This window comes from Lacrimispora sp. YZC11, from assembly GCF_057543815.1.
In genome coordinates this window covers 140,049-154,766 of the sequence record NZ_BAAJYQ010000021.1, presented here as the reverse complement: position 1 = coordinate 154,766, position 14,718 = coordinate 140,049, and the positions used below count along the sequence as shown (strand labels likewise).

Genomic DNA, 14,718 nt, shown 5'->3' with positions numbered 1-14,718 from the left:
ATATCCTGAAGCGATCCGGATACGCTTGCTTAAGCAAAAGGGGTATGCCAAATAAACTGTAGAATACAGTACAGATTATTTGACATACCCCTTTTTGCATGCTCTTAAACTGCCTTAACAATCCTTATAGTAATTATACTGATATTTCATATCAAATGGAATCCCGCACTCCGCAAAATTCTTCGCAATCCTTTTTTTGCTTTCATCGTCTTCCATGATGTTAATGGTCTGAAAAATCCCGTCAACTACCTTGGAAAATCTTGATGCAGGGATTCCTGCGGCCATCTCATCCTTTCCCCAGCCGGCCAGATGCCGTGTACCGATGCATAACAGGGAAATGTTCATGTCCTGGGTCACATATGGCCTTGCGGAGCATTCCAGGCAGACGGCCTGGTTGCCCAGCATATTGATGTTTCCGGGCATGCCGTAAGAATAAGCGTATCCCTGGGTGATTCTCATGATATTGTAGGGATTTGCCACGATCACGGCCACATCCGGTGCTTCCTCATACTTTTCTAAAGGTTGTACTAACACTCCGTACATCGGTTGCTGGGAGTAGGAAAGCCCTGCCCGTACCTGCGCGCTTAATTCCCGGCTGGAGTAAAGTCCTAATCTGGCCCAGTTTTCTCCGTGAGCATTTTTTTCATCGGCATGGTTGATTCCAAGAACTCTTGGGCCGCTCAGGCAGGAGAAAGAGCTTGCATTGGCCTTAATGCTGTGCCCTGCGCTGGCTCCTTTCACCATCTGGCAGTAACGGATGGGCTTTTGAGGAAATACCGCTTCCATTCTTTGAAATTCGGCTTCTGTTTCAATCAGTTTTACCCCTACGGCCTTACGGGTAAGGTTCAGAGAAGCATATAATTTTGAAACATCTTCTTTCCAATGGTCAGCCACTATTCCTTCACCTGATCGTCGCTTTTATAGAATTCAAATACATTTGGAAATGCCTTGTTTATCTTTTCCTGAACGGACGGATCCTTAAAGCATTCTGCAAAGGCAACCGCCCAGTCGGAGTCCACGTCTTCTTTCCTTACAATGACGCCCATGGGGTAATTGATCATGGAAGAATCTCTTGCAATATAAGAAGAGGCATCCTTATCTGCTGCAGCCATATGGGTAAAGAAAACACATGCACCGTCTACATCAGATAAAGTGGTCACGGTCTGTCCCTGATCCAACTCAATGATTTCAAGCTTTTTTGGGTTTTCCGCGATGTCGGCGACTGTTGCCTGTTTCTGGTCTGCATTCAACTTGATCAGACCCTGGTTTTCCAGAATCCGAAGGGCAATGTCTTCGTTCATGGCATCGTTCATCACTGCAATTTTTGCACCGTCAGGGAATTCTGAGGCTGAGGAATATTTTTCAGAATACAGGCCGATTCCTGTATACATGGCGTATGGCTTTGCCATGTCAAGATTTGCATTATTATTTTTATTGTAACTCATAACAAATTTTTTATGCTGTCCCAGTGCCATGTCCGTTTCTCCGCTTGCACATGCTTCTAAAACCACCGGGTTGGAATCAAAGGTTTTAAATTCCGTTTCATAACCTTCTGCTTCAAAGATATCTTTAATAGCATCGTAGTAAACCTTAGATATAGAGGTTCCTCCGATTACGATTTTTTTAGAAGCCTCTTTTTTGTTTTCCACGCTTTTGGTGGTCTCCTGGCTTCCTGCGGCTTGCGTGGCTTCTTCTGTTTTTGGCGTGGGGTCATTTTTCCCGCATCCTGCTGTGCCTGCGATTGCCAGCATGGCAGTTAAAGCTAAAAATAATGTTCTTTTTTTCATAATTTTCTCCTTTACTAATTCAGCTTGTTATGTATCATTTTTCCTAATCCCTGGATCAGAAGAACGAACAGAATGAGAATGATAACTACAAAATACATAATTGCATAGTCAAACCGCTGGTATCCGTATGTCAGGGCGACAGCCCCAAGCCCACCGGCTCCCACGGCTCCTGCCATGGCTGTCATATTCAGCATGTTGATCATCATTATGGTGAAATTGGATACAAGGCTTGGCAATGCTTCTACTAACATGATTTTGTATATTATCTGAGGCTTGGAAGCGCCGAAGGCCTTGGCAGCTTTTATGAGCTGAGGATCCACTGTCTGGAGGGAATTCTCCGTCATTCTGGTTGCAAATGGCGTACAGCCGATGGTAATTGCAAATATGGCAGCTTCCGCTCCGATCCTTGTTCCAAGCACCAGTCTGGTCAGCGGCCCAATGGCAACAATCAATATCATAGTGGGAAATGACCGGATAATATCTGTTATCTTTCCAAGGACATAATTCACCGTTCGATTGGGAGAAAGCCCATCTTTATCCGTGATAAAGAGAATAATGCCCAGGATCATGCCGAAAAAGATGGATAAAACGGCGGAGACAAAAACCATCTGAAGGGTGGCGAAGATAGCCGGAAGGATTACCGTTGGAAGATATTGCAGTAAATAGGATCTTTCCAGCCATTGCGATATGGTGTTCATCAAAGTGCCCTCCTCTCGGTCCGGTAAACGATGCCGCGGGATTGGAGATAGTTCTCACAAACGGGCAAATCTTCTGCATTTATATTTATAGTTACATTGCCATGCTTTTGGTTTTGAAATTCAATAAAATCCGAATTAATGATTTTATAGGGTTTTTCCATTAATTTCCCCAATTCCCATAACAGGGTGTCAAAGGCAAGTCCGAAGGTAACATTGACTCCTGATTTTGGAATGGTTTCCCCTTCATTTATGCCCAGAAGCTTTTGCAGGGCAGGGGGTTTTTGGAAGAAAAGCTCTCTAACATCTCCGGAGACTGTCGCCGTACCGGCATCCATAATCGTCATTTGGCGGCAAAATTGCTGTACCACCGACATTTCATGGGTAACCAGGATAATGGTGATTCCCATTTCTTTCCGTATCTTATCCAATAAATTTAAGATGGAGACGGTGATGCTGGGATCTAGAGAGGACGTGCTTTCATCAGAAAGGATGTATTTGGGGTTCATGGTCAGGGCCCGGGCTATGGCGACTCTCTGCTTTTGACCGCCGCTTAGTTCTGCGGGCCTGGCCATTAATTTTTCCTTTAGTCCCACCATTTCTGCCAGTTCATAAACCCTTTTTTTAATCTGGGATCGGGGCACTTTCCAGCATTCCATGGGAAGGGCAATGTTTTGGTATACATTTTTCCGGCTCACCAGAGAAAAATTCTGGAATATCATCCCCATATTTTTCCGGAACAGCCTTGCCTGTTTCTCACCTAAGGATTCCAGAGGCACACCGTCAACAATAATAGAACCGGACTCATAAGAATCCAGTCCGGCCAGACAATTTAATAGTGTGGATTTTCCAACTCCGCTGGGGCCTACAAGTCCATAGGCCTCTCCGTCTTCTATGGTCAGACTGATGTTCTTTAAAACCTGCAGATCTCCAAACGTTTTATTTATATTTTTTATTTCTATCACGGCTGCACCTAATCTGTTGTTATAGTTTATTCTGTATCAGTATATAGAAAAGTCCGCAGCAAAAAGTTGCTGTTTCAATAAAATCTATTTTATTATGTCTTACCTATATGGATTAGTCAAATTGAAATATCCTATAAATACATAGTATTTATAGGATATTTCTATATATAACTGGTATGTAAATGTTAGATTCCTCTCCGGCTGCGGTAGGATTGGGGTGAAAGCCTGTCAGATGCCGGAGCGGTCCATGATATTTACCATGGCTGTAAAGGTGGTATCGTTAAAGCATACATCAAAGTCATCTCCCGGCCGGTTTAATATCCTGCGGATGCTTAAAAACCCCAGACCCCCATCCTGTTTGCTGGATAAAAGCCTTCCCCCGCTTTCTTTGATCTGGCCGTTGTAGGAATTTTCCGCAAGCATCATGAGATGATCCTGCATCCATCTTGCCTGCAAATGGATAAAGCGGCCTTTCTTAAGCTTTAAGCAGGCTTCCATGGAGTTTTCCAGAAGGTTGCCTATGACAATACAAAGGGTCAGGTCATCGATAGGGATGTGGGCGGATATATCCAGGCTTGCCACGAATTCGATCTGGTTTTCCTGACAGCGGGTGCCGTATTCCTGAAGGACCTGGTTGACGGCCGGATTTTCGCAGTAATTCTGCTCTTTCGGAGTATCCAGCTCCTTGTTTAAGTCAAGTAAGTATTTTCTCTGCTGGTCTTTGTCCATATGGAGAAGAGCGTGGATGTGGTGCCTGAAATCGTGGCGGATGATCCGAAGCTCATCTGCATGTTCTAACATCTGGTTGTAATGCTCTCTCTGCTTACCGATGAGCTGCCTTGCAAAAAAAAGTTCTTCTTCTGTTTTCTTTCTGGAAACAGCTTCCAGGGTACCGTCCAGAATCATGACATAAAGCACCAGGATCATGGTACAGAAGGCCAAATAGAATACTACATCTTCAAAGCCTCTTTTTGCAATGGATTCTCTGGAAAATATGGTGGAGGTTCCAAACAGGGAAATGGCCAGGGAAATGGCCGGATACGCGGCAAGGAGCAGATGAGAGCGTTTGGACAGTTGGATAAAAAGCTGGCCGGTCTTGCCTTTCAGCCAGTATCGGACAAAAATAAAGAATCCGCAGGCAGACAGGAAAGAGACGATGACGCAGATCTGACCATAGGAAAGGAATATGGATTTACCCAAAACTGAGGCGGCAAACTCGTTTAATGACATGGACAGGACTGCAAAAAGCCAGGCAGATAAATAAAGAAATACCTTTTTTATCAATTCTCCGTTAAAAAATATGAGAAGCAGAAGAAAAAAGAAGCAAGAGAATATTCCCTGGACGACGAGAAAAACAGGTTCGCTGATGTTAAAAAGGGATTGGAGGGATACCATGATGACCCATAGATAAACCGATACAGCCGCGATGTTTTCCCGGTTCTTCCTCTTTGGCTCCAGGCAAACGAAAATAGGCATCATGCGGACTGCCACATTAATCAGATTTAATACGACGTTACATGCTGCATCATTCATGTCGGCCTCACTTTAATTGAAAACGATAATATACATGCTTGCATTCTTTGTAGAAATTGCGGGAAACAGGAACGGTCTGTCCGTTTGTCATCAAAAAACCCATAGGTTCCAAGGCTTCTACGTAGTTTAGATTTACGATGTAGCTTTGATGACACCGGAGAAAACAGGCTTGCGGCTTTAATTCTTCCTGAAGTTCATTAAGTTTTTGGTGGTTGGAAAGGATGTCTCCGTTTCTAAGGATAATGTAGACCCGGTGCAGTCTGTTTTCAAAATACAGGATCCGGCTTAGCTTAAGCTCCATGGGGACCCGGTTATGTACAATGGAAATAGAGGCTTCCCTGGATTTGAAATTTTGTTCCATGACACGCCTTAAGGTTTCTTCAAAATCCTGCTGGACTAAGGGCTTTAGGACGAAGCCTGCGGCGTTGACCCGGTAACCGTCTACGGCAGATTCCAAGGATGAAGTGATGAATATGATGACAGGAGCTTCGTTCTTTTTGAGCAGTTGTTTGGCGGTTTCTATGCCGGTCATGACAGGCATAATGACATCCAGCAGATAGATGTCATAGGTTTCCTCTGCGGAAAGTAACTTTCCAGCAGTTTCAAAATCATCAATCTGAGCATCCATATCATGCTTTTTATAGTAGTCGCACACAAAGTCAAGAATTAACTTCCTGTCTTCTCTGCTGTCGTCACAGATGGCAATTCGCAGCATAGAAAAGTCCCTCCGATCTCATTCCATTGTATTTAGATTTCCGGCAGAAGTCAAGACAAGAGAAGGAATCTGCATATTTGGTGGGTAATTGACAGAATCGGATGTGTGACCGGGCCGGAGAGTATGCTAAACTGGATTTACAAAAGAATTTTCTTACAGAAAACAGGAGGGGTTTTTATGGGAGCAAATGTTGTTGTAACTGCCATCGTTATCATTTATCTGCTGCTCATGTTGTGGATCGGCTGGTATTCATCCACCAAGATTTCGACTAATACAGATTTTCTGGTGGCAGGACGCCGTCTTGGTCCGCTGCTTATGGCCGGAACACTGGCAGCTACGGAAATTGGGGGAGGAAGCTCTCTTGGAGTGGTGCAGAACGGGATGTCAGGCTTTGGACTCAGTGCAGCCTGGTACATAATCACCATGGGAATCGCATTTGCTATTTTAAGCTTTTTTGCTCCCCGGTTCAGGGCGGCAACGGTTAAGACCGTACCTGAATATTTCCGGAGACGTTACAATAAGTCCTGCGGCATTATCACGGCTATTATCATGCTTTTTCCTTTGGTTGGGCTTACGGCAGGACAGTTTATTGCTTCAGCAGTCATTTTGTCCACCATGCTTGGTATTGATTATCAGGTGGCAGTCATCATCGTAGCGGTGGTGGTAACTGTTTATTCCATTATGGGAGGTTTATGGAGCGTTACTTTAACAGATTTTGTCCAGGTGTTCCTGATCGTTATCGGTATGATTATAGCGGTTCCTTTTGCACTCCGGTACGCAGGGGGCTGGAGTAATGTGACAGCTAATATTCCGGAGGGGACTTTAAGTATGTTCCAGGGCTATGATTTATTTGGGATTATTTCCCTTATTATCATGTACACTGCTACGTTCTCCGTGGGACAGGAGGCGGTATCACGTTTTTATGCCGCTAAAGATGAGGAGGCTGCAAGAGGCGGCGCCTGGCTGGCAGCGCTTATTAATTTTATCTATGCGTTTATTCCTACAATTCTCGGTATTATAACCCTGGCATTAATGAATATGGGGAAATTCAGCTCTGAACAGTTTGCAGATGTGGGAGCCCGCTATGCACTTCCCATCCTGGCGATTAATACTATGCCGGCCGTTGTCTGCGGACTTTTATTTTCCGGCATTATTTCGGCCACTATGTCCAGCTCGGATTCCGACTTATTGGGGGCAGGATCAATCTTTTCCAACGATATTTACAAGGCAGTATTAAAGCCGGACGCTTCCAGCCAGTCCGTTATGAAAGTTACAAAGATCGTTATGTGTCTCGTAGGTGTGGCCTCCATGCTGATTGCTTTATTTAATACCCAGAGTATCGTATCCATCCTAATGTTCTGCTTTACCCTTCGCGCGGCGGGCTCTTTCTTTCCATATGTCATGGGACATTACTGGAAAAAGGCGTCATCAGCAGGGACCATCGCTTCCCTGGCAGCAGGAACTATCGTTGTCGTATATCTGGAGCATATTGCCAAAGGTGTGCTGTTTGGGTTCAAATTCAGCCAGCCCATCATACCCGGACTGATTGCAGCATTCATCTGTTTTGTTATTTTCTCCTTTGCCATGCCGCCTAAGGAAGAGACTACGGAACTGATTCCGGAGGAAGATGACTGATCACCTTTTCGGGTAAACGGCTATTTTCCATTAGGCGAATAGGGCGGTAAATTAAAAATAGAATTTCAACAGGAAAAGGGAGTCTGCGAAACTAACGAATAGTTTCGCAGACTCCCTGCTTTTGCGTATAGGTTTTATCGTGTGGAATTTAGTTTGGGTTTAAGACAGTAAATCGTAATCCAGGCAGACAATCTTTGATTCACCTATTTTATTACCGCAGGCATCCAATGCCTTTACCTGAAAATATGGTCCCAAAGACGGTACTATTATTTTTGTTTCGAATCCAGTGCGGGGAGTGCTGCAAATATCAATGTCCAGAGAATCCGGGGCAGGCCCGGAGAGAACCCGCCAGGCGGCTGTTTCCGTCGAACCATTCCAGGATGCATACACAACTGCATTGGGGAGAGACAAAGTTACGGCTATATCAGGCGGACAGGCAGGAGTCCCCTCCCAACAATATTTGAATGCCCGGTAAGAGATGTTATCGCCGGGATACTCCATATCATATATGAAATTTACCGACGGATCCGCAGCCGTGTTGCCCGCATATTTGAATTCGGAAAGATAGGATTCCTGTCCCCATCCTACAAGTTGGTTGCAGCCCGGCAATTGCTGGACATTTCCCTGGCTGGCGACGAATAAAAGCGGATCATGGTAATAAGTTCTTGATACCGTTGCCGTCATGTCATGAAAGTCAAGATGAAGGATCAGGCCCCGTGCGACATTATCTGGCGGTGAGCTTTGTGAAGCGCAGCAGGCATCGTCGAACAGACTGATTCTGTCGCCGGACCTGTGCCGGGCGTCATGCTGCCATGAAAATGTTGCGTTTGGGCCAAAAGTGAAATCACTCTTTTTTCCTCCCAGCTGCCATAGGATTTCTCCTGTCTGCTTATCGATCTGGTAAATAGCCCACATATTGCGCATGCTGATCAAAAGCGTATCGTCCGGTCCTTCTTCCACAGAATTAACATGATAGCAATCCCAGATGTTATTGGATGCCAGAGCGGAAGAAGCAGGAACCAAGGAGTCGGCAGGGTCTACGTGGGTCAGAACATTCCAAAAGAACAGAAGCTTACCGGTTTCCGGGTCAACCTCCTGAATGGAGTAATTGTCTATATAACCGTCTGCCGGACCGCCATACATGGTTAAATCTGCCGGTACCTGTTTTATTGCGGTAAATAATGCAGTATCTCGTTTGGTGATTGTAAATTCGTGAACATCAGAGGTAAACCCTTTCTTTGCCTTCAGTTTTTTAATTACTTTATAATTCTGGTCTAATATCTGAAAATAAGCGCCCGGTTCCGGGTCTCCGTCAGGCAGATTGGGATCTTCGGTCTGGGTTCCGGAAATGGTGCCCTGCCACATTGTGAGGACTGGTTTTCCTTTATATCTTTGTACCTTAAAATCAGTGTTCTGCTGATACCGGCTTTTAAGGGGCCGAAACCAGATCGGATCGCCGGTCTGATCCATAATCAGGGAGCCCGTTTGTCCGATCAAGGTTTCCCCAAACCCTGTATATGGCGCGGCAAACAGATAACCGGGAGCGGTTCCGGGTCTGTCAACATTAATTTTAACCTTCATTGGGTGAAGGCAGGGCGCGGAATAAAAGTTCCACACCTGACTGTTTGCAGTTTCGTTTAGTTCCTCCATTGCTGTGTGTCCTCCTCTCGGATACAACCTCCAGGACCGTATGCCAGGTTATCCGGCAGCATTAAGTCCTGTCCTTGTTGTACCATCCTATGAATGTGAATAAAGAATGACACAGCGGGTCATTTTGTGGATAAAAGGCAAATGGAGCTTTCTTAGACAGATTTTACAGCAAATCCATCAGTCGTCTGAGCCCGTCTCTGGTATCATCCTGGCTGCTCAATTTGGAGTAGGAGGCCGCTTTCTGGAAGTTCTGGAATGATTTCACGTCCTCAGTTAAAAAGTTGTGGAACAGCATATCAAAGAGAACCAGAATGAGAAATTCTCTTGATATGGTATTGCTGCTGTGAAGCAGGTCTGTTTTCGGAACCAACAGAGTGATGTTGGCATAGGGAGAACAAAGAGATTTTTCGTAATTCGTAATCAGAAGCACGCTGCTGCCGTTTTTCTTAAAGTCCGCTAACATGGCTGAAAGCTGTTTGTGATTGCCGGAAAGGGAGATGGTAATGAACAAGTCGCTTTCCCTGGACAGGCTTTGATATAATTTTAAGGAATCGTAATTGGTAAGTGCCTGGACTGTCAGCCCGATGGTCATAAACTTGTGGGCAATGATTTCCGCTACATTCTGGTTAAAATTTAATCCCACAATAAAGATGCGCTGGGATTTCAGCATAAGTTCCCTGACATGATTGATGTCCATAGGATTTGTGAGATTGAACAGGCTGTCTAAGAGCATCTTGTTGTCGTTAAGGAGCGTGGAGTAGTCGGAGTGATTGACGGAAGACGAGCTTTTATCGATCTCCTTCTGCATGGTATATTTTAACTCATTAAGCCCTGAATAGCCTACCTTTTGGGCAAAGCGGATAATGCTGGCGTCTGATGTCCCGATTTCCTTTGCCAGTTCCTGAGCGCTCAGCTCAATGAATTTAGCCGTGGATTTCTTAATATACTGGACGATTTTCCAGTCAGTCTTGGTAAACTGGTTTGACATGCCGTCAATCCGGGCCATTAATGTAAAAAGTTCATAGTTCTCAGTCATTTGCTGTACAGCCTTCCTTTCATCCTTCCCGAAAAGGGAAGCCGTGTTGTTGTTTCTGTAGCATTTCTGTAGTGAATTTCAGAATAAGTATATCATATTTTAAAATCAAAATACAATATTCCAGGGTTAAAAAAGTTATAATTACAATAAAAGTAGTGAAATACATAATTGTATATGTATAAATACTATAAATACAATATTGACATTAAAAATGTAGTATGCTACAATTCCAATTATCAAAGGTCACACGAAAAGAAATGGAGGTACGAAATGGAAAAGCCGCAGATACTACTTTTGACCCACGGGGGCTGGGGAATGGCGCTGACGGAAAGCCTTAAGATGATCATGGGAAGCGTGGATTTTGTTCACGAGATTCCTTTGACACCGGAGGTGACGTTTTCTGAGTATTACGCCCTTGTGGAGACTTATGCAGCCGGAATGCCGGAAGGGTCTTTGATCATGACGGACGTTTTCGGGGGGACTACCACGAATGCAGGAGCTAAGATTGGAAAAGAGCGGAACATTAAGGTGATTTCAGGTCTCAATGCGCCCCTTATGATTGAGGCCTGCACACAGATCCAGTACACGGGTACCTGTAACTTTGATGTGGTATTAAAGCAGGGACAGGCATCGGTCATGGACGTGGTGAGTGAGGTCATGAAGTCCATAGACAGAAAGGAGAGTTAAGAAGGATGGCAGAAATCGTATTATGCAGGATCGACAGCAGGCTAATTCACGGTCAGGTCATGACAAAATGGGTCAACCAGTCCCAGGCAAATAAAATCATCGTGGTGAGTGACAGCCTGGCAGCCGATGAATTTATGCTGGAGATCTACTTAATGGCAGCTCCGGCAGGGGTTAAGGTAGAATGCTGCAGCAGGGCGGATGCAGTCAGCAAGTGGGAGGAGAACCAGTTTGGAAATGGACGGGTGCTTTTGCTTCTTCCGGATCTGGAAAGCATGAAAAAGGTATACGACGGAGGGATTAAGGTTACGGATATCCAGGTGGGGGGCCTTGGGGGAGCGCCAGGCCGCAAGGTGGTATTTCAAAACATAACCCTGGATGATGAGGATGTTAAAAAGCTGGAATATTTTCAGGAGGCAGGGGTAAAGGTCATTTTCCAGACCATTCCTGAGGATGTTCCTCAGAACTTGGAAGGGATATTAAAAAAATATAATAACTAAGGAGGTATGACATGAGTGTGTTGATGTTAGCTGTATGTATGGGGTTCTATTACTGGTTCTGCCGCTTAAGATTTGGGTATACCTTTTCTTCTATGCTGCTTCAGCCCGTAGTTATCGGAGTTTTTGTAGGCCTGCTCACCGGGAATATGCCGTTGGCTATGAAGATCGGGGCGGGGCTTCAGTTGGTTTATTTAGGGGTTACGTCTACGCCGGGAGGAAATGTTCCCAGTGATCCGGCTCTTGCAGGCTGTATCGCCATCCCTTTGGGGGTCATGTCCAATATGACTCCGGAGGTGGCCATAGCTTTGGCAATTCCTTTTGGTGTCATCGGAGTTTTTGTGGACCAGTTAAGAAGAACCACCAATGCGGTGTGGGTACATATGGCGGACCGTTATGCGGAGAAGGCGGATACAAGAGGTATTTTGCGGGCGGCGTTTCTCTACCCCGCCATTGCAGGACTGATCATCCGTTTTCCTATCGTATTTGCCATTGACTATTTCGGCGTGACAGCCGTGGAAAAACTGATCACCATTCTTCCCCGGTGGCTCATGCATTCCTTTGAGATCATGGGAGGGATTCTTCCGGCTCTTGGTTTTGCCATCACTTTGTCGGTTATCGGAAAAAAGACTCTGGTGCCATTCTTTATCGTCGGATTCTTTGCAGTCATGTATTTGAAGCTTGACACCATGGCAGTGGCCATTTTTGCAACCTGCATGGCTTTGCTTTTAGGTTTATTCCAGTTGAAGGAGGAGGCAGTTTAAGATGGGAGAGCAGACACAGGTAAAAAAGCTTACAAAAAAGGATATTACAAAATCTATGTGGATCTATTATGCCGGCGCGGAACTTTCCAATTCCTATGAGCGTTTGCAGAGTCTGGTATTCTGCGCTTCCATGACGCCGGTTTTAAAAAAGCTTTACAATACGGATGAGGAACTGAGCGCGGCCTTAAAACGCCATCTGGTGTTCTTTAACACGGAAGGAATCTTTGGTGCAATCATTCAGGGAATTGCCATTTCCATGGAAGAGCAGAAGGCCAATGGGGAGAATGTGACCGATGAGGCGATTACCGGCATTAAGACCGGACTGATGGGCCCCATTGCCGGAATGGGTGATGCGATTGTATGGGCTGCCATCATGCCAATCATCATTTCCATATTCCTGCCCTTCGCAAGCAACGGGTCTGCCCTTGGCGGCCTCATGCCCCTGATCCTGTATCCGGCGGTTACCATTGCCATTGCCTACGGCCTGATCCACAACGGTTATACCCTGGGCAAAAAATCCGTTATGTCGCTGCTTCACGGCGGGAAGATGAAATCCATCATATTTACGGCCAATGTCATCGGCCTTACGATGATGGGTGCTCTGTCCGCGAGTTATGTAACCATTACCACTCCATTAAAATTCGGATTTTCCAGCGGAACGGAGATCGTGGTTCAGGATATATTAAATACCATAGCACCAGGTTTACTGCCTTTGGCAGCCGTATTTACCATCTATATGTATCTCAGGAAGAAGGGGCCTTATTACAACAGAATCCTGCTTACGGTTGTGGCAGTGGCCGTTATAACTTCCTTACTTGGCATCCTGTAAGGGCTTTTAAGGAGTAGAAACATGGAAAACATATATAGCAGAAACGGCTTGCAGGCCGTGATCAATGCCTCCGGAAGAATGACAAAGCTGGGCGTTTCTACCATTTCGAAAGAGGTGGGAGAAACGCTGGTGGAGGCCGCCGGAAATTACGTGGTAATGGATGATCTTTATGCCTTTGCGGGAAAGAAGATCGGAAGCATGATCGGAACAGAGGATGCCTGTGTTACGTCAAGTGCTTCTGCGGGCATTGCCCTGGCAGTGGCTTCCCTGATCTGTAAAGACAATCTCCAAAAGGTAAAACATCTTTATGATATCCTGCCATCCGAGCCGAAACGGGAGGTGATCCTCCTAAAGGGGCAGAATGTGGATTTCGGCGCGCCCATTGGTGAGATGATCCAGGTGGGAGGAGGAAAAATCGTGGAAGCCGGTTATGCCAATGGCTCTACGGTTGACGATATGGAACAGGCGGTGACAGAACATACACTGGCGATCTTTTTCGTTAAATCCCATCACTGCGTCCAAAAGGAGATGGCGGATGTCAGATCGGTGATCCATCTGGCGAACCGCCTGGGAATCCCCTGTATCGTAGATGCGGCGGCGGAAGAGGATTTGAAGATTTATGCTGCCATGGGAGCGGATTTCGTATGTTACAGCGGAGCCAAGGCAATCGAAGGGCCTACCAGCGGCTTTGTGGCCTGTAAGACCAGGGAGCTGGCGGACCATATGAGGCTTCAGTATAAAGGCATCGGACGTACTATGAAGGTGGGAAAAGAATGTACCATGGGGCTTTTAAAAGCTATTGAAGAGTACTTGGACGGCGGAAAAAGAAGTCCTGTTACAAAAGAAGAACTGGAACGGTTTGCGGTCCGCGTAGGGGAGATACGGGGCTGTAAAACAACCATGATAAGGGATGAGGCCGGAAGAGAAATATACCGCTGCAAGATTGAGTTCAACCCGGAGTATTACGGCATGGATGCGAAGGCAGTGGTAAGAAAGCTGCAGGAGGGAGATGTGGCGATCTTTACCAGGGACTACCAGGCAAATCTAGGTTCCATTGCAGTTGACCCCAGGCCATTAAAAAGTGTGGGCGAGCTGGACTTGATCTATGACAGGCTTGCAGAAATCCAGAAGTCAGCAAATGGAGGGAAGTAAGAGATGGAGAAACTAAATTTTTATAAAGGAAGGGTTTGCTTAAACTGCCTGACCAATTCCGTGGATAATGCCAGGGCAATCTATGAGGCGGCACAGGGCCATGTGGCAGTTGGCCTCCTGTCGGTAAATTATCCGGATGTTAAAAGCGCTGTGGATGATATGAAAAAATATCAGACCGCAGTGGATAACAACATCTCCGTAGGTCTGGGAGCAGGAAATCCGGGTCAGTGGAAGGCAGTGGCGGAAATCTCCGGACAGATAAAGCCAAAGCACATCAATCAGACCTTTACGGCAGGCGGTTATACCAGGGCAAAGGCAGGGGAAGGACCTTTCTTAAATTCTATGGTCGCGCCCTGCGGAAAGCCGGGCTTTGTAAAAGTTTCCACAGGGCCTCTTAGCAAGGATTTAGAGCCTGCCATAGTACCTGTTAATACAGCCATTGCCATGGCACGGGAACAGGGAGCTGATTCCTTAAAGTATTTCCCAATGGGAGGTCTTAAGGTACGAGAAGAATTAGAGGCTGTGGCAAAGGCCTGCGGGGAAACCGGCTTTGGGCTGGAGCCAACGGGAGGCATTGATCTTGATAATTTTAAGGAAATCCTGGAAATTGTTGTTGCCGCAGGGGTGGAGCATATCATCCCTCATGTATATTCTTCTATCATTGATAAGGAAACCGGAGCCACAAGAATCCCGGATGTCCTGGCTCTTTATGAGATGATAAAGGAAGTTGTAAAATAAGGGAAAATGCTGTTTTTAGCCGGGACAAGGCTGAAAAC

General features: G+C 45.8%; 15 protein-coding genes. 7 read left to right on the top strand and 8 right to left on the bottom strand.

Features of this window, described 5'->3' with window-relative positions; genetic code table 11:
* Positions 1-114: 114 nt before the first annotated feature.
* The 6 genes from AC27IJ_RS25830 to AC27IJ_RS25805 all read right to left on the bottom strand — a co-directional run bounded on the left by AC27IJ_RS25830 (position 115) and on the right by AC27IJ_RS25805 (position 5,695).
* Positions 115-894, bottom strand: coding sequence for a DUF169 domain-containing protein (locus AC27IJ_RS25830; RefSeq protein WP_312503010.1), 780 nt, complete (start codon positions 892-894; stop codon positions 115-117).
* A complete protein-coding gene (locus tag AC27IJ_RS25825) occupies positions 894-1,787 on the bottom strand; it encodes a MetQ/NlpA family ABC transporter substrate-binding protein (RefSeq protein WP_312443794.1) in 894 nt (297 codons plus the stop codon). Before AC27IJ_RS25825 ends, AC27IJ_RS25830 begins: the two co-directional genes overlap by 1 nt.
* 14 nt (positions 1,788-1,801) lie before the next feature.
* Positions 1,802-2,485 carry a methionine ABC transporter permease gene (locus tag AC27IJ_RS25820; protein ID WP_312503011.1) on the bottom strand — a complete coding sequence of 228 codons (684 nt, stop codon included), beginning with the start codon at positions 2,483-2,485 and terminating at the stop codon, positions 1,802-1,804.
* Positions 2,485-3,447 (bottom strand): methionine ABC transporter ATP-binding protein, encoded by a 963-nt coding sequence (locus AC27IJ_RS25815; protein ID WP_487151439.1) that lies wholly within the window; start codon positions 3,445-3,447, stop codon positions 2,485-2,487. Before AC27IJ_RS25815 ends, AC27IJ_RS25820 begins: the two co-directional genes overlap by 1 nt.
* 228 nt (positions 3,448-3,675) lie before the next feature.
* A complete protein-coding gene (locus AC27IJ_RS25810) occupies positions 3,676-4,980 on the bottom strand; it encodes a GHKL domain-containing protein (RefSeq protein ID WP_312503013.1) in 1,305 nt (434 codons plus the stop codon).
* A gap of 7 nt (positions 4,981-4,987) precedes the next feature.
* Positions 4,988-5,695, bottom strand: a complete 708-nt coding sequence (locus AC27IJ_RS25805) for a LytR/AlgR family response regulator transcription factor (RefSeq protein WP_312443798.1) — start codon at positions 5,693-5,695, stop codon at positions 4,988-4,990.
* 177 nt (positions 5,696-5,872) lie between these two features.
* Here AC27IJ_RS25805 and AC27IJ_RS25800 point away from each other — a divergent pair, with 177 nt between their 5' ends.
* Positions 5,873-7,330 carry a sodium:solute symporter family protein gene (locus tag AC27IJ_RS25800; RefSeq protein WP_487151436.1) on the top strand — a complete coding sequence of 486 codons (1,458 nt, stop codon included), beginning with the start codon at positions 5,873-5,875 and terminating at the stop codon, positions 7,328-7,330.
* 159 nt (positions 7,331-7,489) lie between these two features.
* On the opposite strand, the gene AC27IJ_RS25795 is transcribed toward AC27IJ_RS25800, so the two are convergent.
* A complete protein-coding gene (locus AC27IJ_RS25795; protein WP_312443801.1) occupies positions 7,490-8,980 on the bottom strand; it encodes an arylsulfotransferase family protein in 1,491 nt (496 codons plus the stop codon).
* A 163-nt stretch (positions 8,981-9,143) separates the two neighbouring features.
* Positions 9,144-10,016 (bottom strand): MurR/RpiR family transcriptional regulator, encoded by an 873-nt coding sequence (locus tag AC27IJ_RS25790; protein ID WP_312503014.1) that lies wholly within the window; start codon positions 10,014-10,016, stop codon positions 9,144-9,146.
* 270 nt (positions 10,017-10,286) lie between these two features.
* On the opposite strand from AC27IJ_RS25790, the gene AC27IJ_RS25785 reads away from it, so the two are divergent.
* The 6 genes from AC27IJ_RS25785 to dagF are packed head-to-tail and all read left to right on the top strand — an operon-like array spanning position 10,287 to position 14,680.
* Positions 10,287-10,703, top strand: coding sequence for a PTS sugar transporter subunit IIA (locus AC27IJ_RS25785; protein ID WP_312443803.1), 417 nt, complete (start codon positions 10,287-10,289; stop codon positions 10,701-10,703).
* A 5-nt stretch (positions 10,704-10,708) separates the two neighbouring features.
* Positions 10,709-11,200: a PTS sugar transporter subunit IIB gene (locus tag AC27IJ_RS25780; protein ID WP_312503016.1), complete on the top strand. Its 492-nt coding sequence runs from the start codon at positions 10,709-10,711 to the stop codon at positions 11,198-11,200.
* An 11-nt stretch (positions 11,201-11,211) separates the two neighbouring features.
* Positions 11,212-11,961 (top strand): PTS mannose/fructose/sorbose/N-acetylgalactosamine transporter subunit IIC, encoded by a 750-nt coding sequence (locus AC27IJ_RS25775; protein WP_312443807.1) that lies wholly within the window; start codon positions 11,212-11,214, stop codon positions 11,959-11,961.
* Between the two features lies 1 nt (position 11,962).
* On the top strand, positions 11,963-12,790 hold the full coding sequence (locus AC27IJ_RS25770; RefSeq protein ID WP_312443809.1) for a PTS system mannose/fructose/sorbose family transporter subunit IID: 828 nt from the start codon (positions 11,963-11,965) through the stop codon (positions 12,788-12,790).
* Positions 12,791-12,811: 21 nt separating this feature from the next.
* Positions 12,812-13,942 (top strand): DgaE family pyridoxal phosphate-dependent ammonia lyase, encoded by a 1,131-nt coding sequence (locus tag AC27IJ_RS25765; protein ID WP_487151432.1) that lies wholly within the window; start codon positions 12,812-12,814, stop codon positions 13,940-13,942.
* A 3-nt stretch (positions 13,943-13,945) separates the two neighbouring features.
* Positions 13,946-14,680: a 2-dehydro-3-deoxy-phosphogluconate aldolase gene (gene dagF / locus AC27IJ_RS25760; RefSeq protein ID WP_312443811.1), complete on the top strand. Its 735-nt coding sequence runs from the start codon at positions 13,946-13,948 to the stop codon at positions 14,678-14,680.
* The last annotated feature ends 38 nt before the right edge of the window (positions 14,681-14,718 follow it).

What these genes read in the sequence shown, in the direction of transcription:
- AC27IJ_RS25775 (WP_312443807.1), top strand. Translation starts at nt 11,212, where the DNA reads ATGAGTGTGTTGATGTTAGCTGTATGTATGGGGTTCTATTACTGGTTC.
- AC27IJ_RS25780 (WP_312503016.1), top strand. Translation starts at nt 10,709, where the DNA reads ATGGCAGAAATCGTATTATGCAGGATCGACAGCAGGCTAATTCACGGT.
- AC27IJ_RS25810 (WP_312503013.1), bottom strand. Translation starts at nt 4,980, where the DNA reads ATGAATGATGCAGCATGTAACGTCGTATTAAATCTGATTAATGTGGCA.
- dagF (WP_312443811.1), top strand. Translation starts at nt 13,946, where the DNA reads ATGGAGAAACTAAATTTTTATAAAGGAAGGGTTTGCTTAAACTGCCTG.
- AC27IJ_RS25765 (WP_487151432.1), top strand. Translation starts at nt 12,812, where the DNA reads ATGGAAAACATATATAGCAGAAACGGCTTGCAGGCCGTGATCAATGCC.
- AC27IJ_RS25785 (WP_312443803.1), top strand. Translation starts at nt 10,287, where the DNA reads ATGGAAAAGCCGCAGATACTACTTTTGACCCACGGGGGCTGGGGAATG.
- AC27IJ_RS25825 (WP_312443794.1), bottom strand. Translation starts at nt 1,787, where the DNA reads ATGAAAAAAAGAACATTATTTTTAGCTTTAACTGCCATGCTGGCAATC.
- AC27IJ_RS25800 (WP_487151436.1), top strand. Translation starts at nt 5,873, where the DNA reads ATGGGAGCAAATGTTGTTGTAACTGCCATCGTTATCATTTATCTGCTG.
- AC27IJ_RS25790 (WP_312503014.1), bottom strand. Translation starts at nt 10,016, where the DNA reads ATGACTGAGAACTATGAACTTTTTACATTAATGGCCCGGATTGACGGC.
- AC27IJ_RS25805 (WP_312443798.1), bottom strand. Translation starts at nt 5,695, where the DNA reads ATGCTGCGAATTGCCATCTGTGACGACAGCAGAGAAGACAGGAAGTTA.
- AC27IJ_RS25770 (WP_312443809.1), top strand. Translation starts at nt 11,963, where the DNA reads ATGGGAGAGCAGACACAGGTAAAAAAGCTTACAAAAAAGGATATTACA.
- AC27IJ_RS25820 (WP_312503011.1), bottom strand. Translation starts at nt 2,485, where the DNA reads ATGAACACCATATCGCAATGGCTGGAAAGATCCTATTTACTGCAATAT.
- AC27IJ_RS25795 (WP_312443801.1), bottom strand. Translation starts at nt 8,980, where the DNA reads ATGGAGGAACTAAACGAAACTGCAAACAGTCAGGTGTGGAACTTTTAT.